At 72.2% G+C, this 19,551-nt stretch carries 18 protein-coding genes; 6 read left to right on the top strand and 12 right to left on the bottom strand.

The genetic code is table 11. From position 1 onward, the window contains the following. Nucleotides 1-44: 44 nt before the first annotated feature. Nucleotides 45-1,541 carry a diguanylate cyclase gene (locus Q7L73_RS24190; protein ID WP_304693626.1) on the bottom strand — a complete coding sequence of 499 codons (1,497 nt, stop codon included), beginning with the start codon at nucleotides 1,539-1,541 and terminating at the stop codon, nucleotides 45-47. A gap of 444 nt (nucleotides 1,542-1,985) precedes the next feature. Between Q7L73_RS24190 and Q7L73_RS24195 the strand changes: the two genes are divergently transcribed. From Q7L73_RS24195 to Q7L73_RS24205, 3 genes are all read left to right on the top strand, one after another. Then, nucleotides 1,986-2,213, top strand: a complete 228-nt coding sequence (locus tag Q7L73_RS24195) for a hypothetical protein (protein ID WP_304693624.1) — start codon at nucleotides 1,986-1,988, stop codon at nucleotides 2,211-2,213. A 101-nt stretch (nucleotides 2,214-2,314) separates the two neighbouring features. Beyond that, on the top strand, nucleotides 2,315-3,241 hold the full coding sequence (locus tag Q7L73_RS24200; RefSeq protein WP_304693622.1) for an aldose 1-epimerase: 927 nt from the start codon (nucleotides 2,315-2,317) through the stop codon (nucleotides 3,239-3,241). A 197-nt stretch (nucleotides 3,242-3,438) separates the two neighbouring features. Next, nucleotides 3,439-4,383 (top strand): magnesium and cobalt transport protein CorA, encoded by a 945-nt coding sequence (locus Q7L73_RS24205; protein WP_370552442.1) that lies wholly within the window; start codon nucleotides 3,439-3,441, stop codon nucleotides 4,381-4,383. A 125-nt stretch (nucleotides 4,384-4,508) separates the two neighbouring features. On the opposite strand, the gene Q7L73_RS24210 is transcribed toward Q7L73_RS24205, so the two are convergent. Together Q7L73_RS24210 and Q7L73_RS24215 are read right to left on the bottom strand one after the other, a co-directional pair. Further along, on the bottom strand, nucleotides 4,509-5,522 hold the full coding sequence (locus Q7L73_RS24210; RefSeq protein ID WP_304693620.1) for a GGDEF domain-containing protein: 1,014 nt from the start codon (nucleotides 5,520-5,522) through the stop codon (nucleotides 4,509-4,511). 72 nt (nucleotides 5,523-5,594) lie between these two features. Next, the gene (locus Q7L73_RS24215) at nucleotides 5,595-6,380 is read right to left on the bottom strand and encodes a CPBP family intramembrane glutamic endopeptidase (protein ID WP_304693618.1); all 786 of its coding nucleotides are present in this window, start codon (nucleotides 6,378-6,380) and stop codon (nucleotides 5,595-5,597) included. A gap of 114 nt (nucleotides 6,381-6,494) precedes the next feature. Between Q7L73_RS24215 and Q7L73_RS24220 the strand changes: the two genes are divergently transcribed. Together Q7L73_RS24220 and Q7L73_RS24225 are read left to right on the top strand one after the other, a co-directional pair. Continuing rightward, entirely contained in the window at nucleotides 6,495-8,399 is a 1,905-nt protein-coding gene (locus tag Q7L73_RS24220; RefSeq protein WP_304693616.1) for an alkyl/aryl-sulfatase, read from the top strand. A gap of 42 nt (nucleotides 8,400-8,441) precedes the next feature. Next, the gene (locus tag Q7L73_RS24225) at nucleotides 8,442-9,431 is read left to right on the top strand and encodes a Crp/Fnr family transcriptional regulator (protein WP_304693614.1); all 990 of its coding nucleotides are present in this window, start codon (nucleotides 8,442-8,444) and stop codon (nucleotides 9,429-9,431) included. Here the strand turns inward: Q7L73_RS24225 and Q7L73_RS24230 are convergent. From Q7L73_RS24230 to Q7L73_RS24245, 4 genes are all read right to left on the bottom strand, one after another. Beyond that, nucleotides 9,428-11,293 (bottom strand): CheR family methyltransferase, encoded by a 1,866-nt coding sequence (locus Q7L73_RS24230; RefSeq protein WP_304693612.1) that lies wholly within the window; start codon nucleotides 11,291-11,293, stop codon nucleotides 9,428-9,430. The two genes, Q7L73_RS24225 and Q7L73_RS24230, sit on opposite strands and share 4 nt — an antisense overlap. Before the next feature lie 16 nt (nucleotides 11,294-11,309). After that, nucleotides 11,310-11,924, bottom strand: a complete 615-nt coding sequence (locus Q7L73_RS24235) for a chemotaxis protein CheB (RefSeq protein ID WP_304693610.1) — start codon at nucleotides 11,922-11,924, stop codon at nucleotides 11,310-11,312. A gap of 354 nt (nucleotides 11,925-12,278) precedes the next feature. Further along, nucleotides 12,279-12,854 (bottom strand): hypothetical protein, encoded by a 576-nt coding sequence (locus tag Q7L73_RS24240; protein ID WP_304693608.1) that lies wholly within the window; start codon nucleotides 12,852-12,854, stop codon nucleotides 12,279-12,281. Between the two features lie 143 nt (nucleotides 12,855-12,997). Then, nucleotides 12,998-15,637, bottom strand: a complete 2,640-nt coding sequence (locus tag Q7L73_RS24245; protein WP_304693606.1) for a hypothetical protein — start codon at nucleotides 15,635-15,637, stop codon at nucleotides 12,998-13,000. A gap of 206 nt (nucleotides 15,638-15,843) precedes the next feature. Here Q7L73_RS24245 and Q7L73_RS24250 point away from each other — a divergent pair, with 206 nt between their 5' ends. Next, nucleotides 15,844-17,142, top strand: a complete 1,299-nt coding sequence (locus Q7L73_RS24250) for a PP2C family protein-serine/threonine phosphatase (RefSeq protein WP_304693604.1) — start codon at nucleotides 15,844-15,846, stop codon at nucleotides 17,140-17,142. Nucleotides 17,143-17,151: 9 nt separating this feature from the next. On the opposite strand, the gene Q7L73_RS24255 is transcribed toward Q7L73_RS24250, so the two are convergent. The 5 genes from Q7L73_RS24255 to Q7L73_RS24275 all read right to left on the bottom strand — a co-directional run bounded on the left by Q7L73_RS24255 (nucleotide 17,152) and on the right by Q7L73_RS24275 (nucleotide 19,515). After that, entirely contained in the window at nucleotides 17,152-17,781 is a 630-nt protein-coding gene (locus tag Q7L73_RS24255; RefSeq protein WP_304693602.1) for a ferritin-like domain-containing protein, read from the bottom strand. A gap of 29 nt (nucleotides 17,782-17,810) precedes the next feature. Further along, complete coding sequence (locus tag Q7L73_RS24260) at nucleotides 17,811-18,491, bottom strand: ferritin-like domain-containing protein (protein ID WP_304693600.1); 681 nt, start codon at nucleotides 18,489-18,491, stop codon at nucleotides 17,811-17,813. Between the two features lie 35 nt (nucleotides 18,492-18,526). Then, the gene (locus Q7L73_RS24265; RefSeq protein ID WP_304693598.1) at nucleotides 18,527-18,889 is read right to left on the bottom strand and encodes a cupredoxin domain-containing protein; all 363 of its coding nucleotides are present in this window, start codon (nucleotides 18,887-18,889) and stop codon (nucleotides 18,527-18,529) included. Nucleotides 18,890-19,066: 177 nt separating this feature from the next. Further along, complete coding sequence (locus Q7L73_RS24270; protein ID WP_304693596.1) at nucleotides 19,067-19,351, bottom strand: hypothetical protein; 285 nt, start codon at nucleotides 19,349-19,351, stop codon at nucleotides 19,067-19,069. Beyond that, nucleotides 19,339-19,515 (bottom strand): hypothetical protein, encoded by a 177-nt coding sequence (locus Q7L73_RS24275; RefSeq protein WP_304693594.1) that lies wholly within the window; start codon nucleotides 19,513-19,515, stop codon nucleotides 19,339-19,341. The genes Q7L73_RS24270 and Q7L73_RS24275 overlap by 13 nt, the downstream gene beginning before the upstream one ends. Between the last annotated feature and the right edge of the window lie 36 nt (nucleotides 19,516-19,551).

Raw genomic sequence — 19,551 nt, forward strand, 5'->3', positions numbered from 1 at the left:
TGCACTGACGACGGCGAGGCGTCTCCGACGGTCGGCGGTCTGCGTCAGTCGATCGCAATCGCGGTCTGGTTGCGCCCGCGTTGCTTCGCGAGATAGAGACCGCGGTCTGCTCGATCGAGCAGCCGCCGCGCGTCGAGCGTGCCGGAACCGTCGAGCGCGACGCCGATCGAGACGGTCACGCCGCCGGGCACGAGCCCGGCGAGGCTCGCCGTCGTCGCGGCGCGCAGGCGCTCGGCGGCCGCGAGCGCGCCGGCATGGTCGGTGTTCGGCAGCACGACGAGGAACTCCTCGCCGCCGAGACGGATCGGGACGTCCTGCTCACGGGCGTGCTCGCGCAACAGCTCGCCGAACCGCTCGAGGACGCGATCGCCGGCATCGTGGCCGTGGTCGTCATTGACGCGTTTGAAGTGGTCCAGGTCGCACAGCAGCAGCGCGACCCCCGGCTGGGCTGCGATCAGCGCGTCCAAGCCGCGCCGGTTGCGCAGCCCGGTCAGAGCGTCGTGCCCGGCGAGCCTGTCGAGCGACTCACGCTGGAGGACGCCGCGGTGCGCGGCCGCCGCGAGATCGATCAGCAGCGCGATCGACTGGCAGCGTTCCTCGGTCGGGATCAGCCGGTCGACCGGGTCCTGCGCGATCACCAGCCCCGCGAGCTCGCCGGCTGCGTACCACGGCGCCAGGAGACAGTGGTCAGACCATCCTCGCGGGCCACGGCCGTTGCTCGGCGACCGGACGTGCTCCGCGGGCAGCAGGTCGCGGGCGGCGAGCAGCCAGCACCCGGAGCTGCGGGCGGTCGCGGCGAGCACCGCCGCGACCGCGGACCGCTGCAGCGGCGGCGGCCGCTCGTCGCCGCCGCGCCGCATGCTCGCGGCCAGCGGCGCCGCGACGCCGTCGGACCGGTACACGGTCACGCGGGCGAAGCCGAACTCCCTCTCGATCGTCGTCGCGAGCAGTCTGTCGACCGCATCGCTGGAGGCGCACCCGACCAGCTGCGCGGAGACCTGGCTCAGCCGTTCGAGCTCGAGCCGCCCGACCTCCGCCGTCCGTGCGCGTCGTGCCGCGCGCAGCGCCTGCTCGGCATAGGAGCAGATGACGCGCAGGAGACGCAGATCGCCATCGCCGGGGCGCTGGCCGGATGCGGGTTCGTCCATCGACATGAAGCCCAGCGGCGAGCCGTCGACGTCGGTCAGCGTCACCAGCAGCGCGTCTTCTGCCGTCCACGCTTGCGGATCGGCGGACGGCGCGATCTCCGGCACGTACACCTGCTCGATCTCGCTCCACGCCGAGGACCCGCCGTCGGAGCGGAAGAAGAAGACGTTCGCGGCACGCCGGTCGGCCTGGGCGAGCAGCCGGCGCAGCAGCTCGAGCGGCGTCGTGCTGCCGAGCAGCTGCTCTCGGCATGCCTGCTGACCGACGACGAGGGTGGCCTCATAGTCGTCCCACTGCGGCCGGTAGACGTTGAACACCACCGTGCGGTACCCCGCAGCGTGCAGAACCGTGTCAGCGACCACTTCCAGCACCTGCGGCAGCGGATCCTCGCTCACGCTGCGCGACAACCGCAGCAGCCGCTCCAGCGTAACGGGACCAGTGACAGTTCCCGAATTCTCAACCATCGACCAACCGCATACTAGAGCGGTCTGCGGTTGAATCCAATCCCAGGCCGGCGCGCCGGCTCGAAGACGTCGTCGTCACCGCGTCGCGCGTGCACCCGAGGCCTGACCGCGTCGGGGCGTTGACGAAATCTTGATGCGCGGGCGCCCGATCTTGACGAAGCCTCGACAGGGGCGGCGCGATCGTGTGAAGCGACCCGTCGTGCTTGTCCGAAAGTGAGTCGCGTTGTGCACCACGTCGCGCGCTACCGCCACCTGCTCCCTGTCCAGACGCGAGCCTTGCTGACCGTCCCTCGGCAACCGTCCCGCATCGATCGCATCCGTGCGTCGCTCGATCAGAGCGCGCTCGATCGGAAGATCGCAGCAGGCGTCGCGACCGTGGACGACGGGCCGCTGACGACCCGCTGCTGGCAGCTGACGCGCCCGCGCACGCGGCAGCATCTCGCCGACGCGCTGGACCGCGTCCTCGTCGGGGGCGCGCTCGTGTCGATGCTGCCGGCGGACGCCAACGGGCCGCCGTACGTCGCCGCGAGAGAGCGCAACCGCCTGTGGCACGAGCTGCACCAGTCACGCGAAGCGCTCGACCATGCGGCCGGAGGGATCTAGGGATGCCTCCGATCGTCAGCTCGGACTCGCCTGCGGTCCTGGACGAACCTCCCGCCCTACCAGATGCCCCGATCCTGGCGCCGTGCAGTCGCACGGTCGCGATGCACGACGGGTTCGAGGTCGTCACGCTCGCGTCGGCCGACGGGCTGGAGGCGTCGTTCGCGCCGCGCGTGGGCATGACCTGCTGCTCGCTGCGCGACCGCGGCGTCGAGCTGCTCGGGGAGCGGTTCGGGCTCGCCGCCTACGCGAGCTGCGGCCTTTCGACCGGGCTGTCGCTGATGCATCCGTGGACGAACCGGCTGTCGAGCTGGCGCTACACCGCCGGCGGCACGACCGTGAGGCTGCCGGTCTCGCCGCTGCTGCACACCGACCGCTGGGGCCTGCCTGTCAACGGCGTGCAGTCCAAGGGCCACGACTGGCACGTCGAGGACAGCGGCGCCGACGCCTGCAGCGCCTGGTTGGAGGCGACGCTGGCGTTCGAGCGCCCCGAGCAGCTCGCGCTGTTCCCGTTCCCCCACCGTGTTCATCTGCGGATCGAGCTGCGCGGGCGCGCGCTGTCGCTGGAGACGCGGGTCGAGGCGACGGGCAGGGTGCCGGTTCCGGTCTGCTTCGGCTACCGCGTCTACGTCAGACGCGATCCGGTCGCGTGCGCGGTCGTGCTGCCGCGCCGCCGGCAGCTCGTGACCGACGAGCGCATGCTCCCGACCGGCGCCGCCGAGCCGCGCGGCGGGCGCGCCTTTCAGCTCGAGCGGGGCGACGTGCGCGAGTTGTTCGCGCTCGGCGACGGCGGCCGCGTCGCGGTCATGGGGACCGGCCGGCGGCTGACGCTGGAACCGCTCGCGGGCTTCCCGTTCGCGCAGGTCTGCACGTACCCGGAGGAGCCGCACGCGACGTTGGAGGCGATGACGGCCGAGCCCGACGCGCTCAGCCACGACACCTACCCGGTCGCGACCGCCGCACGCCCGTACCACGCCGCGCTGCGGATCGCGGTCGACGACGCCTTCGAGCCGGCGGCGGTGGCGGCGTGACGCCCGCGAACGTGCAGCGCTCTGGCATGCGCCTGGGCGCGAGCCGTCCCGCGCTGATCGCCTCGGTCCGCCACCTCATCAGGGCACGCGCCGACGCCAGAACGCGGCAGGCGCCGCGTGGGCGCGCTGCCGCCGGAGGGCGCGAGTAGGGTGTCGGCGTGATCGTCGACGGGGCCATCTATCGCGATGGCAGACGGATGGCGGCGCCTGACAGCTTGGCGGAGCTGAACGCGGCTTGTCGCGGCGGTGAGGGGATCGCGTGGATCGGCCTCTACCGGCCCAGCGCGGAGGAGTTCGCGCACGTCGCGAGCGAGTTCGACCTGCACGACCTGGCCGTCGAGGACGCGGTCAAGGCCCATCAGCGGCCGAAGCTGGAGCGCTACGGCGACGCGCTCTTCCTGGTGCTGCGCCCGGCGCGCTACGTCGACGCGACCGAGACGGTCGAGTTCGGCGAGGTGCACGTCTTCGCCGGCCCGCAGTTCGTGATCACCGTGCGGCACAGCGAGGCGCCGGACCTGGCGAGCGTGCGGCACAAGCTGGAGACGCGGCCGGACCTGCTGCAGCGCGGGTCGGTCGCGATCGTGCACGCGATCCTCGACCAGGTCGTCGACGACTACGAGCCGGTCGTCGCCGGCGTGCAGAACGACGTGGACGAGATCGAGGACGACGTCTTCGACGGCAGCCCGAACGCCTCGCGGCGGATCTATGAGCTGTCGCGCGAGGTGATCGGCTTCGAGCGCGCGACCAAGCCGCTGCTGACGATCCTCGACGCGCTGATGAGCGAGCACGGGATGGAGGCCGAGGAGCGCCGCTATCTGCGTGACGTGCGCGACCACGCGGTCCGGATCGAGGAGCGCGTCAGCGCGTTCCGGCAGCTGCTGCAGAACATCTTGAGCGTCAACCTGACGCTGGAGACGAAGTCGCTCAGCGAGGCGGCCAACAGGACCAACGAGGAGGTCAAGAAGATCTCCGCTTGGGCGGCGATCTTCTTCGCCCCGACCCTGATCGCGACGATCTACGGCATGAACTTCAGACACATGCCCGAGCTCGGCTCGACGCTCGGCTACCCGCTCGCGCTCGGCGGCATGGTCCTCAGCTGCCTCGTCCTCTACGCGATGTTCAGACGGCGCGACTGGCTCTGAGAAGGAGACGCTGACGCCGATCCGCCCAGCGCGGCGACGCCGATCAGATGGGACGGCAGACGACCTTCCCCGTAAGGGTCTCGACGACGCCGGACGGCTCGTCCGCGGGCGGCTGGTCCTGCCCGCTACCGCGCCGTGCGGATCGTGTTGCGGCCGCCGTCCTTGGCGGCGTAGAGGGCGCGGTCGGCGAGGGCGAGGAGGGCTTCGGCGTCGTGGCCGCTGCCGTCGAAGGTCGTGATGCCGAGGCTGATCGTGAACGGCAGGCCGGCCGCGGAGGAGGCGGTCGCGACGCGGGTGCGGACGTCCTCGGCGTAGGCGAGCGCGTCATCGGTGTCGGCGCCCGCGAGCGTGACGGCGAACTCGTCGCCGCCGAGGCGGCCGAGCGCGTCGCCGCGGCGGAGGCGGTCGGTGACGGTGCTGGTCAGGATCCGCAGCGCCTCGTCGCCGGCGGCGTGGCCGCCGCGGTCGTTGATCGCCTTGAAGTCGTCGATGTCGAAGACGACGACCGAGGAGCAGCGGGTCGCGCGCGCGGCGGTCTCGGCGTCGAGGTGCTCGACGAAGGCACGGCGGTTGAAGGTGCCGGTGAGCGGGTCCTCGCGGGCGAGCGTCTCGAGCTGGCCGAGCAGCGTCTCGACCCGCTCCTTGAGCGCGACGGCGCAGAGCAGGACGCCCCCGCCGACGATCGCGACGGTGAGCCAGAGGATCGTCCGCGGCGCGTCGGTCTCGACCGCCGGCAGGATCGCGCCGAAGCTGCCGACGACGACCAGATAGGTCAGCAGCGCCTCGCGCCGGCGCAGGAACGACCCGGCCATCAGCAGCGGCAAGGCGTAGAACATCGGCGTCAGCGCCAGCGGCGGGTCGAGCAGGGCGACGGCCGTCACGGTCAGCCCGGCGACCGGGAAGGCCGCCAGCAGCACGACGTCGCTCGCCTCGCGCCACAGCAGCATCAGCGCCGCGACGGCGGCGGTGAAGGCGATCGCGCCGAAGGTGAAGTACCGCTCGTCGGCGGGGTCGCCGTCGGTCAGCAGCGCGAGCGCGAGCGTGACCGCCGCCGCGCCGTAGATCCCCGCGTGCATCTGGCGGATCAGCCGTCGCGTCTGCAGCGAGGCGAAGGGGCTGGTGAAGGGGTACGGGCTCAACCGCCGCAGCGTAGCGCCGCGCCAGGCCGTCAAACGCCTACGCTGCGGCGGCGACCAGGGGCGCGCGCCCGCTCAGGGCGCGGGCTCGATGCGCCGCCGGCGGTGCCAGACGAGCAGCGCGAGCGCGAGCATCGCGACGATCACGACGGCGACGAGCGGGGAGGCGTCGGGGTCGACGCCGACCTGGCCGGAGAGGATCGTGAAGTCCTGCGAGGCGTGGACGGCCATCGCCAGCCAGATCACGCCGGCCCAGCGGCGGGTGAGGTAGAGGAAGTAGCCGGTCAGCGAGACGGCGATCGCCTGGAAGATCGCTCTGGCGCCGGTCGCGAGCGCGTTGCTGAGATGGACGGCGCCGAAGACGATCGAGCTGTAGAGCGCGACCTTGGCCTCGGTCAGGCCCATGCGGCGCATCGTGACGACGCCGATGCCGCGGAACATCAGCTCCTCGGTGAAGCCGACGAGGCAGACGAGCGCGACGAGCATCACGACGAGCCCGGCCTTCTGGTCGAGCAGGTTGCCCCAGCTGGCGCCGACGAGCGCCGCCAGCAGCAGCGCGATCGGGATCGCGCCCACCCACCGCCGCGTGCGGCGCGGCTCGTGCACGATCTCGGGCCACCAGCCGAGCCAGGTCGCGACCGCGATCGCGAACAGGGACGACAGCGCGATCGGGATCAGCGTCGACTCCAGCAGGCCGCGCGCGGTCTCCAGCGCGTCGTCGGCGCCGACGTCGGTGCCGATCAGGCGACCGCCGCCCTGGATGATCGCGAGGTAGGCGATCACGACGAGCAGGAACTGCCACCACGTCAGCGAGCGGCCGCTGGTGGCGGTGGGGCCGGTCTCGGTCGGCGTCGCGTCCATGCTGCGGGCGAGCCTAGACGAGCGAGCGGCGTGCGACGCCTCACCCGGCCCGGGTGACGCCCGCTCACCCGCGGCAGCCGGACGATCGCGCCGGACCGAACGACCGAGGGGAAGATGAGCGATCCACGGCGGGACGCGACCGCGGCGACGCGCGCGGCGAACGAGGCGATGGCGGCCGGGCTGCCGTTCGAGGACAGACGCGACTTCGAGGAGGCGGCGCGGGGCCTGATCGCGCCGCTGCCCGACGGCGGCAGAGTGACGAGCAGCGACGGGCGCACGATCTGGGACCTGTCGCGCTTCGACTTCATCCACGCGCACGCGCCGGCGCCGGAGACGGTCAACCCGAGCCTGTGGCGGCAGATGCAGCTGACGGTCCAGGGCGGCCTCTACGAGGTCGTCCCCGGGCTCTACCAGGTGCGCACGCTCGACCTCTCGAACATCACCTTCGTCGAGGGCGACACGGGCGTGATCGCCTTCGACCCGCTGATCTCGGCCGAGACGGCGGCCGCGGCGCTGGAGCTGTACCACGCCCACCGCCCGCGCAGACCGATCGTCGCGGTCGTCTACTCGCACAGCCACGTCGACCACTTCGGCGGCATCCGCGGGATCGTCGACGAGGCCGACGTGACGGCCGGCAAGGTGAGAATCGTCGCGCCCGAGGGGTTCCTGGAGGCGGCGGTGGCGGAGAACGTGCTCGCCGGCAACGTGATGAGCCGCCGCGCCAGCTACATGTACGGCAACCTGCTGCCGGCCGACCCGAAGGGGCAGGTCGGCGCCGGGCTCGGCGTCACCACCTCGGCCGGCAGCGTGACGCTGATCCCGCCGACGCACACGGTCTCGGAGACCGGCGAGCGGATGACGATCGACGGCCTGGAGTTCGAGTTCATGATGGCGCCCGACAGCGAGGCGCCGGCCGAGATGCACTGGTTCATCGATCGCTTCAAGGCGCTGACGGCGGCCGAGAACTGCTGCCACACGCTCCACAACACCTACACGATCCGCGGCGCGAAGATCCGTGACCCGCTGGCCTGGTCGAAGTACCTGGAGCAGACCGTCGAGCTGTGGGGCGATCGCGTCGAGGTGATGTTCGGCATGCACCACTGGCCGGCGTGGGGCCGCGAGCGGGTGCTGGAGCTGCTGGAGCTGGGGCGCGACGGCTACCGCTTCATCAACGACGAGACGCTGCGGCTGGCCAACCACGGCTTCACGCCCGGCGAGATCGCCGAGCAGGTGCAGTTCCCGCCGCGGCTGAGCAGACACTGGGCGATGCGCGGCTACTACGGCACGCTCAACCACAACGTCAAGGCGACCTACGTCAACTACCTCGGCTGGTTCGACGGCAACCCCGCCAACCTGCACACGCTGCCGCCGGTCGAGGCCGGCAGACGCTACGTCGCGTTCATGGGCGGCGCCGACGCGCTGCTGGGCAGAGCGCAGGGGGCCTACGAGCTGGGCGACTACCGCTGGGTCGTCGAGGTCGTCAACCACCTCGTCTTCGCCGACCCGTCCAACGGCGCGGCGCGCGAGCTGCAGGCGGCGGCGCTGGAGCAGCTCGGCTACCAGTCGGAGTCCGGCCCCTGGCGCAACTTCCACCTGTCGGCCGCGAAGGAGCTGCGCGAGGGCGTCAGACGGTTCGCGACGCCGAGCACGGCGAGCGCCGACATGGTGCGCTCGATGAGCCTCACGCTCTTCTTCGACTACCTCGGCGTGCGGCTCAACGGCGCCAAGGCCGGCGACCGCGAGATCGCGATCGCCTGCGACATCCCCGACCTCGGCGAGCAGTGGACGCTGCTCGTCCGCAACGGCGCGCTGAGCGAGCGCCGCGGCCTCGCCGACGGCGCCGACGCGACGCTGACGGTCGCCCGCGCCGACCTCGACGCGATCATCCTCGGCACGGCGACGCTGCCGGACCTGCTCGCGGCCGGCACGGTCACGCTCGACGGCGACGCCGGCGCCGTCCGCGACTTCCTCGGCCTGCTCGACGAGTTCGACTTCTGGTTCGACATCGTCACACCGTGAGATCCGACATGTTTCCGGAAGAATGCGGGAACGTGCACGCCTGTGGGATCTGACGTCCGGCTGCTCGACCATGACAGCGCGCTCGCCGAGCGGGTGCCGCCGCATGTGCGCGAGGAGGCGCGCCGGCAGCTGCTGGTCGAGGTCGTCGAGCTGCCCGGCGGGATCCTCGCGCCGGCGTTCAGCCCGGTGGCCGGCGCCGGCCCGACCGGCCTGCTGCTGCTCGACGGCCTGCTCAGCCACAGCATTGAGCTCGCGGGCACGACGACCGTCCAGCTGCTCGGCGCCGGCAACCTGATCGATCCCGCCGCCGACGCGGCCGGCAGCGAGCTGCTGCCGATCGCGGTCGGCTGGTCGGTGGTCCAGCCGGCCCGCGTGGCCGCCATCGACGACGGGTTCGTGCGCCGCGCCCAGCGGTGGCCGGAGCTGATCGCCGCGCTGTTCGAACGCGTCGCGCGGCAGTCGTCGCGGCTGGCGACGCGCTGTGCGATCTCCCACCTGCCGCGGGTCGAGGACCGGCTCGAGACGCTGATGTGGTTTCTCGCCGAGCGCTGGGGCCGGGTCGGCGAGGACGACGTCGAGCTGCCGCTGCGGCTGACCCACGAGGCGCTCGGGCAGATGATCGGGGCGAAGCGCCCGACGGTCACGCTCGCGCTCAAGACGCTCGAAGGCGACGGCGCCGTTCGCCGTCGTCGCGCCGACGGCGTGTGGCTGCTGCGCCGGCCCGAGCGCACGTCGTCGCCGCTGTCGCCGACCGTCGCCGGCGTTCGCCTGCCGGCGGGCGCCCCGCTTGGCGACGGCGTCGCCACGCCGCCGCTGTCGGTCGCGGCGGTCGCACGCGATGCGCGCGCGGCGCGCGTGGACGCGCAGCAGCTCGTGTTGCGGATCGAGCAGCTGCGGACGACGCACGAGCGCACGAGCGAACGGGTGCGGACGACGCTGCTCGACGTCGCGCGGACCCGCGAGCGCAGCGCCGCGCTGCGGCGGCGGGCGCGACAGGAGGGCGCCGCCGCGCGAGCGGCGGGCGGTCGCTAGTCGTCGGCCGGCGTGCGTCGTTCCATCAACAGGATCGCGCCGGAGGCAGCTTCGTCGGCGGCGAAGGCGAGCGGCAGCACCGTCACCGTGCAGTTGATCGTTCTCCCGCGCCGGGTCGTCGCCGGCAGCGTCAGCTCGGTGCGATCGGGCTCGCCCTGCAGCGCCTGGCGGATCGAGGCCTTCAGCTGCTCGACTGGGAGGCCGATGTCCAGCTCGAGGAAGTGCGTGCCGATGACCTCCTCCGATCGCAGCCCCCACAGCTCCTGCGAGTGCGCGTTCCAGACCTGGATCTGCAGCTGGCGGTTGAGCACGACGAGCGCGACCCCGAGGCTGGTGAGGATCATCTCGAGAAAGTCGTTGACCTCGTTGAGCTCGAGCGTGCGCTGGCGCAGCTCGTCGTTCATCGTCTCGAGCTCTTCGTTGGTCGACTGCAGCTCTTCGTTGGTCGTCTCCAGTTCCTCGTTGGTCGACTGCAGCTCTTCGTTGGTCGTCTCGAGCTCTTCGTTGGTCGACTGCAGCTCCTCGTTGGTCGTCTCCAGCTCCTCGACCGTCGACTGCAGCTCCTCGTAGGCCGCCTCCAGCGCTGCTCTGGAACGGTCCAGCTCGTCGCGCAGCCGCTGCCGCAGCGTCACGTCGAGGTAGGCGATCGACATGCCGAGCAGGTTCGTCCCCGAGATCAGCGGCGTCAGCTCGACCTCGAGGTCGGTGGCGGTCCCGCCGGGGCCGGTCCACTCGACCGGCCCGAAGCGCATGTGGCGGCGCTCGCTCAGCGCCTGCTCGACGCTCGCGCGCAGGTCGAGCGGCCGGTAGGAGAGCCCGAGATCCTTCAATGGGCGGCCGATGTCGTCGCCGACGATCCCGAACAGCTCGCGCGCCTGCCGGTTGACGAGCGCGACGGAGGCGTTCGCGTCGATCACGATCTGGGCGATCGGCGAGGCGTCGAAGCCGCTCTCGCGGATCGCGCGGGCGGCGGCGTCGCGCTCGTTGCCGTCGGTGGTGAGCAGCAGCCGGTCGCGCAGCGTCGCGCGCGGGATCTTCGAGAAGATCCGCCTTCTCAGGCTCACCGGTCTGAAGAGGTCGGTGTGGGTGATCAGCATCTCGGACTTGCCGAGGAAGAGGCAGCCGTCCGGGGCGAGCGCGAAGTTGAAGCGGGTGAGGACCTTCTCCTGCGTCTCGGCGTTGAAGTACATCAGCGTGTTGCGGCAGACGAGCAGGTCGATGCGCGAGATCGGCGCGTCCTGGACGAGGTCGTTGCGACCGAAGATGACGGCGCGGCGCAGCTCCCGCCGGAACGCGAAGCGCTGGTCGACGCGCTCGAAGTAGCGCCCCAGCAGCGTCGGCGAGACGCCCTCGACCTGCTTCGCGCCGTAGATCCCGAGCCGCGCCGTCGCCAGCGCCTCCCCGTCGACGTCGGTCGCGTAGATCTTCACGCGCTCCATGAAGGCCGCCTCGCCGAGCGCCTCCGCCAGCACGATCGCGATCGTGTACGCCTCCTCGCCCGACGCGCAGCCCGCGCACCAGACGCGGATCGGGCCGCCGTCGTCGCGCGCCTCCAGCAGTCTCGGCACGACCTCCTCGGAGAGGTACTCCCACGCCGGCGCGTCGCGGAAGAAGGCCGTGACGTTGATCAGGATCGTGTTGAAGAGGAAGGCGAACTCCTCGGGGTGGACCTCCAGGAAGTCGAGGTACGCGAGGTAGTCGGCGCACTCGACGGCCGCCATCCGCATCGCGATGCGGCGCTCGAGGCTGGTGCGCTTGTAGCCGGTGAAGTCGAAGCCGCGCGAGCGCTTGACGTGGTCGAGCAGCAGGTCGAGCGGCTCCGCGTCGGTCGCTTCCCGCTCGGTGTTGGGTTTGGCGGTCACGCCGGAATCCTTGCAGTCATGGCGGCGAGTGCTCGATCGCCGTGCCGGCGGCCGCCCGCCCGGCGAGCAGCGCCAGCGCGGCCCCGATCTCGGCGAGCGGCAGGATCGCGTCGACCGCGACGTGCTCGATCGCGCTCAACGGCATGCTCGGATACTGCGCCGTCAGCGGGTCCTGCGCGATCGCGACGCCGCCGCAGCGCGCGAGCTGCCGCAGCCCGGCCGTGCCGTCGTCGCGCGCGCCGGTGAGGATCGCGGCGGCCGCGCGGGAGCGGAACGCACCTGCGAGCGACCGCAGCAGCGGGTCGATCGCGGGCCGGTGGCCGTTCTCCCGCGGCTCCTGCGAGAGCCTGATCCGCGCACCCTCGACCGTCATGTGGCTGCCCGGCGGCGCGACGTAGACATGTCCCGTCGCGAGCGGATCGCCGTCGCGGCCGGCGGCGGCCGGCAGGCGCCCGGCACGGTCGAGGATCGCGGGCATCACGCTGGTGCCGACGTCGGAGACGTGCAGCACGATCAGGACCGCCGCGCCGAGATCGGCGGGCAGCGTCGCGACGACCGCCGACAGCGCCTCGACGCCTCCGGCCGAGGCGCCCAGGGCGATCACGTCGACCGTCCCCCCCAGCGGGGTCAACGCGGCTACGTCTCGCTTCGGCGCCGGGGCCGTCGGCTCATGTCGCATCGCGCCACAGAGGCTACCCCGGCTCGGCAGCTTCTGCCTGGTTTCGCGGCCGCTCCCGGAGCAAGGACCGCCGGGCTCGCGCCGTCCCGCAGCGGAAGGGCGCGTACGGGGTGGGAGTCCTCGTACGGCGACGCTGCGCCGCGAACCCAGGCGGCCCTTGCCACGGGCCGGCACAAGGGGTCCGGCCGTGCACGCAGACACACTAGCGCTCTGATAGTTGTAAAACAACATTATGGTCGATCGATTGAATTTGCCCGAGGCGCGACGGCCGGGCGCGGCCTGCCGAGCGGCAGGCCGCGGTCGGTCCTATATCTCGCTGACTCTCTGCACCGGGCTGAGCGCGAGGCTCCCGCTCAGTATCAGGTTCGCGGGGCAGAGGCCGCTCGCGTTTAGGTCGAGCCACAGCGGGACCGGCATCGGTAGCAGCGTCAGGGCGTTGCCGGCGGCGGGGATTAGGACGCCGAGGTTGCCCCGGTATAGGCATCTCAACGCCCCGGCCGCTATTAGTATCGCCGCGGGCGTCGCGTCATATAGCAGGTTTCCGGGCGATAGCCGGAAGACGAATCGCAGCACCCACGGCAATAGCAGCGTGACCGCGACCGGGACTCCTGCAGCATTGCAGCCGGCGACCGTCCCGCCGGTGACGTTGCCGAGCGGGGCGCCGGCCGTCTCCGGTATCGGCCCGGTCGGGAGCGCGGCGTTCAGCGAGACGCCGGTGCAGGTGCCGCTCAACGAGCCGGCGCTGAACGAGAGCGCGCCGGAGGCGGTCACAGGACCGCCCGGCGTGTACTGGACGGTGAGCGCGCTGGCGGCTGAGACGAGCGTGAACAGGCCGACGACCGACAGCGCAGCGGCGAGGAACGTCCTCGCGCGTGCAGACATGGTGTGCCCCTTCTGTTCGAGAGAGAACAACGAACCAACGGTGCACGCGGCCGGCGTCCGATCACCCCCCGGTGGCGGCCGCGCGGTCAAACGCGGACGCCACCGATCTTAGTTCAGAAAGGCAGTAATTCAAACTGCCGGGTTCAGTTGCCGCCCGGCGTCATGTAGAACGACGCGTTGACCGGCCGCACCAGCAGCGTCGAGCCGGCCCCTCTGCCGCACTGCACCGGCCCGCTCCACGACACCTGCGGGAAGCTCTGCTGCGTCGTGTCGAGCGTCTGCAGGTTGAACGTCAGCGGCGAGCTGGCCGCGGTCCAGTTGACCGGCGAGCCGCTGAACAGCCCGGTGTCGTTCAGGTAGAACTGGAAGTGCTGGCCGTCGGAGGTCTCGAGGCCGCCGGCGATCTGCCAGTAGCTGCCGCTCTGCGGTGCGGTGCCCTGCGTCGAGCAGGCGCGCGCGTCTCTCTGCGCGACGAGGTTCTGGCGCAGGAAGACGTCGTCGTTGCTCTGGTTCCACGGCTGCGTCGAGATGTCGGAGGCGCCGACCGTCTGGCCCGGGTACGGGTAGGAGCCGGGCAGCGGCCCGCCCGGCGGCATGTCGTAGACCGGCAGCGGCAGGCTGCACTGCGGCTGGATCATCGAGACGCCGATGAAGTTGAACGTCAGCAGGTACGTCTGCCAGTTCGAGAAGCCGTTGCTGCCGCCCCAGGTGCAGAGCATGTCCTGCTGCTGGTTGGTCGGGTCCCAGGCGCTGACGTTGACGATCGGGACCGGGTAGGTCGGCACGGTCCCGTCGCCGAGCAGCACGCGGTCGCCGACGATGCCGGGGTCGAAGCCGGCGGCGCCGCCGAGCCACTGCTTGACGGTCGCGGGCACCTGCGGGCCCGTCGCGCCGGAGGACGGCAGCGTCGGGTTGCCCGGGACGAGCGAGCCGATGTCGGCCTGCGTCGCGGCCGAGAAGGCGGCCGCGCCGCCGTCGACCGCTCTGCCGGAGCCGTTGGTCGCGACGCCGGGCAGCTGCGTGCTCGGCACCTGCCACGTCGTCGCCGGGCCGAGCGTCTGGTAGGCGTCCTCGGCGTCGGCGACGAGGCTGCCGGGCATGGAGAACATGCCCGTGCAGTTCGCGCTGCAGCCGCTCGGCGTCACCTGCGCGGATCTGTCGAGCGCGGTCACCCACATCCGCCCGGCGGAGAGGTCGAGCACGGTGTTGGGCGGCAGCACCGGCAGGACCTGCTCGGGGTAGTCGCCGAGGTCGTTCTGCGCCGCCGCGATCACGCGGCACGAGGGCGTCGCGGCCGGCGTCGCGCAGGCCTCCGCGTCAGGCAGTCCGCCGCCGCCGTAGCTCGTCGGCGAGCGGTACCAGAGCGCTTCGAACTGGGCGGCGCTCGCCTCGTACGCGGCGTAGTAGAGCATCGTGCGCAGCGGCACGTACGACTCCTGCCAGCCGTAGAGCCCCTGCTGGCCGTTGGCGTCGGCGTACGTGACGACCTGGTTGGCCCAGTAGAGCAGGCCGTTGCCGACCGGCGGGTCGAGGTAGGAGCCGAGCAGCGTCGAGAGGGTGCCCTCGCCGGTGGCGTTGACGAGGTCGTTGCCGAGGTTGGTCATGAAGGCGGTCCAAGCGGCGCTGATGTCGGCGGCGGAGCGGCCATCGGCGGCGAACTGCGCGATGCCGCTGAGGTTCGCCGTCGTCGTGTCGACCGCGTTGGTGATCTTGAGCGCGTTCTGCGTCAGCGTGTCGAAGGTCCCCTCCGTGACGAGCTGCTCGAGCTGGTAGACCGACGACTGCAGCGCGTTGACGCTCAGCTGCAGCTGCGTCAGCTGGGCGGAGATCTGCTCCAGCTGCTGCTCGACCTGCTCGAAGCCGTTGTCACCGGAGAGGAACGACAGGAACGGCACGTTCTGGCCCAGCCATGACAGCGCGAGGTCGGTGATCGAGCTGGCGATCCCGTCGGCGCCCTTCTCCAGCGCGCCGCCGAGGCCCGTCAGCAGCAGGCTCTCGACGCCGTTCGGCAGCCAGCTCGGCAGGCTGGGGGTCGATCTGGCGAGGCGCGCCGTCGGCGCGCCTGTCGCGACGGTCGCCGTCGCGGCGCGGCCGCGCGGCGCGAGGTCCGGCCCCAGCGGCGGCGTCTTCGTGCGGATCCGCCGCGCGAGCCGTCTCGCGTAGCGGTCGTAGCCGCCGGAGGCGCGGGCCGTGCCGATCATCCGCAGGCCCGAGAAGCGCAGGTCGGCCGGGCGCGCGAAGCGGGAGGCGTGCGCGAGCGCGAAGCCGCGCGGGATCCGCAGGAAGCGGCGCACGCGCTGCTCGGCGACCCGCGCCCGCACGCGCGGGTGCGCGATCCGGTAGTGGGTCAGCACCGTCGTGGCGGGGCTGACGAGCATGAAGTCGCCAGAGCGGTGGCGCGACACCTGCGCCAGCATGCGGCCGCCGAACGGCTTGCCGGCGACGCGGCCGCCGCTGACGACGACGCGCAGCGTCTTGGGGACGTGCCGCAGCCGGAAGATCACCGCGCCCGAGCGGGCGCGCTTCGCTCTCGCGACCAGCCGCGTGACCGTCCGGCCGCGTCTGCCTCTCGTCACCGCGACGAGCCGCACCGTCGCGCCCCGCAGCGGCTTGCCCTGCTCGACGTCCGCGGCGACGCCGACGACGTGCAGCGGCCTTGCTCTGCCCCTCACGGCGGCGTGCGACGCCGGCGGCGCGAGCAGCGGCAGCGCGAAGGCTGCCGTGGCCGTGGCCGCGGCGAGGACGGAGAGACGCGAGCGGGCGCGTGCGAGGCGGAGGGACATGGACGATCCAGTCGGTGGGGCTGCGGACGAGGACGGTGACAGCCGTCGGCCGGGTTGATCGACCGCGCGCGAAGCGGCCTTGAGCGCGGACGTGCCAGGTCGGGCGAGCGGCGGTACTGGCATCGCCCGGTCGCACGTCCGGTCGCGTGCGCGCCGCGCATGTCGTGATAGAAGGATGCACACGATGTCGACCTGCGTTCTCGACGATGAGCAGGATCTCTGAGCGGACAGCGAACGAGTCGCGCGCGCCGCTCGGGCGGGCGTTGATGCTCGACACCGCCTCCGAGCCGTTCTTCGGCCGGCTGCTGCGCTTCGCCGCCGAGCAGCTCGGCGTGCCGATCGCGTTCCTGGCGATCCCCAGCGACGGCGAGCAGCAGGTCAAGGCCGGCTGCGGGCTGCCCGCCGCGGTCAGACGCCTGCAGCGGACGGCGGTCCCGCAGCGGCTGGAGGTCGTCGCCGACACGGGCGGGCAGCCGGCGCTGGTCGCGGGCGTGGCGATCGGCGCCTACGTCGCGCTGCCGCTGCACGGCCGCGACGACGACCCGATCGCGACCTTCTACCTCGCCGACCGCGATCCCCGCGACTGGGCCGCCGGCGAGCTGCGACGGGCGCGCGACTACGGCGAGCTGATCGAGGAGGCGGTGCGGGCACGGCGCGCGGCGCTCGCGCTCGGCGCCGACCAGGACCGCGAGCGCGACGTCGCCGCTCGCCGCCACAGAGCCGAGACCGACGCCCACCGTCAGCACGCGCAGGAGTCGGCCGCCGTCGAGCAGCTCAGCGCCCGGCTGCAGCGCGCGCTGCTGCCCGCGCGGCTCGACGCCGACCTCGACGCCCGCGTGACCGTGCTCTACGAGCCCGGCAGCGAGCGGCTGCTGCTCGGCGGCGACTTCCTCGACGTCCGTCTCCTCTCCGGCGGGCGCGTCGCCTTCGTGCTCGGCGACGTCTGCGGTCACGGCCCCGAGGCGGCCGCGCTCGCCGTCGCGCTGCGCGCCTCCTGGAACGCGCTGCAGGACGACGACCACTCGCTGGAGACCGTTGCCGACCGTCTCGGTCACACCGTCGAGCGCGAGCAGCCCGGCCAGTCGCTGTTCGCGACCGCGCTGCTCGGCGTCCTCGACGACCGCAGCGGCGTCGCGACGATGCTCAGCGCCGGCCATCCGATGCCGATCGCGATCGACGGCGACGCGCGGCCGCTCGAGCTGCCGCGCGGCCTCCCGCTCGGCCTCGCCGCCGACCACCCGGCGCCCTGGACGGCCGCGACGGTCCAGCTCGGCGAGCGCAGCCTGCTCGCCTACACCGACGGTCTCGTCGAGGGCCGCCTCACGCCCGGCACGGCCGCCCGCCTGGGGGAGGACGGGCTGCTGACCGCGATCGCCCAGGCGCTCGAAGCGCAGACGCCGCCGCGCGCGCTCGCCCGCCGCCTGCTCGACCACGCCACGCGCGCCCACGGCAGCCCGCTGCCCGACGACGTCGCCGTGCTGCAGCTGTTCCCGCGAGCGCGCTGAGGCGGCGCGTCAGCTCTTGATCAGCGGTCTGACCGCGGCGAGGACGGCGTCCTGGGTGAGCGGTCTGTCGAACGCGTCGGGCGCGGGAGAGGTGCCGTTCAGCAGCCGGATCGCGGCCGCGTGGCGGGCCTCGACCTGGACGATCGAGCCGGCGGCGCCGAGCACTTCTCTGGATCTGATCGATGGGGCGGCGCCGTTGTAGGCGCCGACGCCGGTGTCCTCCAGCGTCTGGGCGAGCTTGAGGAAGCTCGCCTCGTCCGTGATCGGGAACGTGAACGTCGGTCTGGCGGCGGGGGTGCCGCCGAGCTTTCTGGCGGTCGCGGCGAGCGCGGCGACGTGCTGGGCCTCGTCGCCGTGGAGCAGTCTGGCCAGTCTCATCGTCTCGGCTCTGAGACCGAGCGTCAGCGCCTTCGCGTAGAAGGCGGTCTCGAGGTACTCCAGCGTCAGCGCGAAGTTGACGATGTCGATGTCGCCCGCGTCGGACTGGGCGAGCGCCTCACTGACGAACGGGCCGACCGTGCCGACGCCGTAGACGGCGCCGGCGGCGAGCGCGCCGCGGGCGAGGAAGGCGCCGCGGGAGATGCCGTGGATCTCGATGCCCGCGAGTTCGGGAGCGGCCGTGCTGCGGTGGGGAGCCATGGGGGAAGTCCTCTCGGAACGGGCGGGCATCAGCTGACGATGAAGGGCTTGACCTTGGGCAGGACCTGGGCCATCGAGGCCGGTTTCGCGAACGCGCCGTCGGGCGTGATCGTTCTGCCCGCGAGCGTGTTCAGCGCCGCGGCGTGTCTGCCCTCGACCGAGTGGATCGAGAGCGCGGCGGCGAGCACCTCCTTGCTGCTGATGCGGGGCGCTTGGCCGAGGTAGGCGGCGGCGCCGAGGTTCTCGACGACCGCCGCCAGCTGCACGACGGCGCCGGCGCTGCCGAGCGGGAATCTCGTCTGCGGTCTGGCGACCGGCGTGCCGCCGAGCTGCTTGGCGGTGGCGGTGAGTGCTGCGACGTGCTGGTTCTCGGCGTCGGCGATCTGCTTGAGCAGGTCCTGCTGTCTGCCCTTGAAGAGGCCGCTGGCGACGACCTTCTCGTAGAAGGCGGCCTCGATGTACTCCAGCGTCAGCGCGTAGTTGACGATCTCCAGGTCGCCGGCGTTGCCGGCGGCGGTGGTTCTCGTCATCGTGCCGGTGCTGGTGGCGGCGCTGCTCGCCGTCGTGGAGGACGAGTCGGAGCTGCCGCAGGCGGCGATCAGCGTCGCGAACGCCGCCGCGCCGCCGCTGCCGACGAGCTTCATGAAGCTGCGGCGCGAGCTGTCCTCGCGCGTCAGCTCCGCGGCCGCGGACTGCGTTGGGTCTGCCATCGGAATCCCCTGTCGTTGATGCTGCGGTGAGCCGTTCATCTGACGAGCACCGTCCCGTGCATGAAGGGATGGAAGTCGCAGTGGTAGGCGAACGTCCCGGCTCTGGAGAACGTCACCTGTCTGGTCGCCCCGACCGCGATCGTGCCGCTGTCGAAGCTGCCGTCGTCGGCGGTCGCGGTATGCGCCGCGTCGTCGCGGTTGTCGAACCTCAAGCGCGCGCCGACGCGCACGGAGACAGCCACCGGTCTGTACTTGAACGACGCGATCGTGACCGCCTCAGCGGTCGTCGGCGCGACGCCCGTGGAGGTCGTCGCCGCGGCGGTCGAGGACGACCCGCCGGAGCTGCCGCAGCCGGCGAGCGCGCAGGCGGCGAGCGCCAACGCGGCAGCTGCGGACATGGCGGCGCTGCTGGTTCTCGGCACAACAGTCCCTCCCGCGGGACGACGACAGACCTCAAAGAGGAGATTCGCGCGGGAGGCGCGAACGGATCAGTCGCCGTGTCAGCGGGTCGGCCCGTGCCGCGGGCCGGGCGCTCAGCTCAGCTCAGCTCAGCGTGACCGCTGGGGGCGGGAGGCTCAGCTCAGCGCGTCAGGAGGCAGCAGGTAGCGCGTTGGCGCGCCACCGCTCGCCCGCTGTCTGCCGGCGTCGGTGCGGGCGCCGTGGAGGCCGCCGCTTCTGGCCGCAGCGCCGGCGAGCTCGGGCTCGCCGCCGTGTCTGAGGATCCACGCCTCGATCGCGCCGAAGTCGGAGCCCTCGGCGACGAGCGCGGCGCGCTCGATCGTGCGGCCGCCCTTCGCGTCGACGCGCGCGAGGCGGTCGATGGTCTCGCGGATCGACGACTCGTCGATCACGTGAGCCACGGGCGCCTGGTGCGCGAGGCGTCGTCCGACGCCTCCGCTCTGGCGGCCGCGGCCGCGCGGCGCTCGGCCGCGAGTTGCTTCAGGCGCACCTGCTCCGCCTTGTACGAGGCCGCTCTGGCGGCGGCGGCGATCTGCCGCGGATTGTCTGCGCTTGCCCTGGCCATCCTGTCACTGACGGTACTCGATTTCCTGGATCCACG

The organism is Conexibacter sp. CPCC 205762, assembly GCF_030646155.1.
GTDB lineage: Bacteria > Actinomycetota > Thermoleophilia > Solirubrobacterales > Solirubrobacteraceae > Conexibacter.

What these genes read in the sequence shown, in the direction of transcription:
- Q7L73_RS24265 (WP_304693598.1), bottom strand. Translation starts at nt 18,889, where the DNA reads ATGTCCGCAGCTGCCGCGTTGGCGCTCGCCGCCTGCGCGCTCGCCGGC.
- Q7L73_RS24250 (WP_304693604.1), top strand. Translation starts at nt 15,844, where the DNA reads ATGAGCAGGATCTCTGAGCGGACAGCGAACGAGTCGCGCGCGCCGCTC.
- Q7L73_RS24240 (WP_304693608.1), bottom strand. Translation starts at nt 12,854, where the DNA reads ATGTCTGCACGCGCGAGGACGTTCCTCGCCGCTGCGCTGTCGGTCGTC.
- Q7L73_RS24275 (WP_304693594.1), bottom strand. Translation starts at nt 19,515, where the DNA reads ATGGCCAGGGCAAGCGCAGACAATCCGCGGCAGATCGCCGCCGCCGCC.
- Q7L73_RS24200 (WP_304693622.1), top strand. Translation starts at nt 2,315, where the DNA reads ATGCACGACGGGTTCGAGGTCGTCACGCTCGCGTCGGCCGACGGGCTG.
- Q7L73_RS24260 (WP_304693600.1), bottom strand. Translation starts at nt 18,491, where the DNA reads ATGGCAGACCCAACGCAGTCCGCGGCCGCGGAGCTGACGCGCGAGGAC.
- Q7L73_RS24255 (WP_304693602.1), bottom strand. Translation starts at nt 17,781, where the DNA reads ATGGCTCCCCACCGCAGCACGGCCGCTCCCGAACTCGCGGGCATCGAG.
- Q7L73_RS24220 (WP_304693616.1), top strand. Translation starts at nt 6,495, where the DNA reads ATGAGCGATCCACGGCGGGACGCGACCGCGGCGACGCGCGCGGCGAAC.
- Q7L73_RS24245 (WP_304693606.1), bottom strand. Translation starts at nt 15,637, where the DNA reads ATGTCCCTCCGCCTCGCACGCGCCCGCTCGCGTCTCTCCGTCCTCGCC.
- Q7L73_RS24215 (WP_304693618.1), bottom strand. Translation starts at nt 6,380, where the DNA reads ATGGACGCGACGCCGACCGAGACCGGCCCCACCGCCACCAGCGGCCGC.
- Q7L73_RS24205 (WP_370552442.1), top strand. Translation starts at nt 3,439, where the DNA reads ATGGCGGCGCCTGACAGCTTGGCGGAGCTGAACGCGGCTTGTCGCGGC.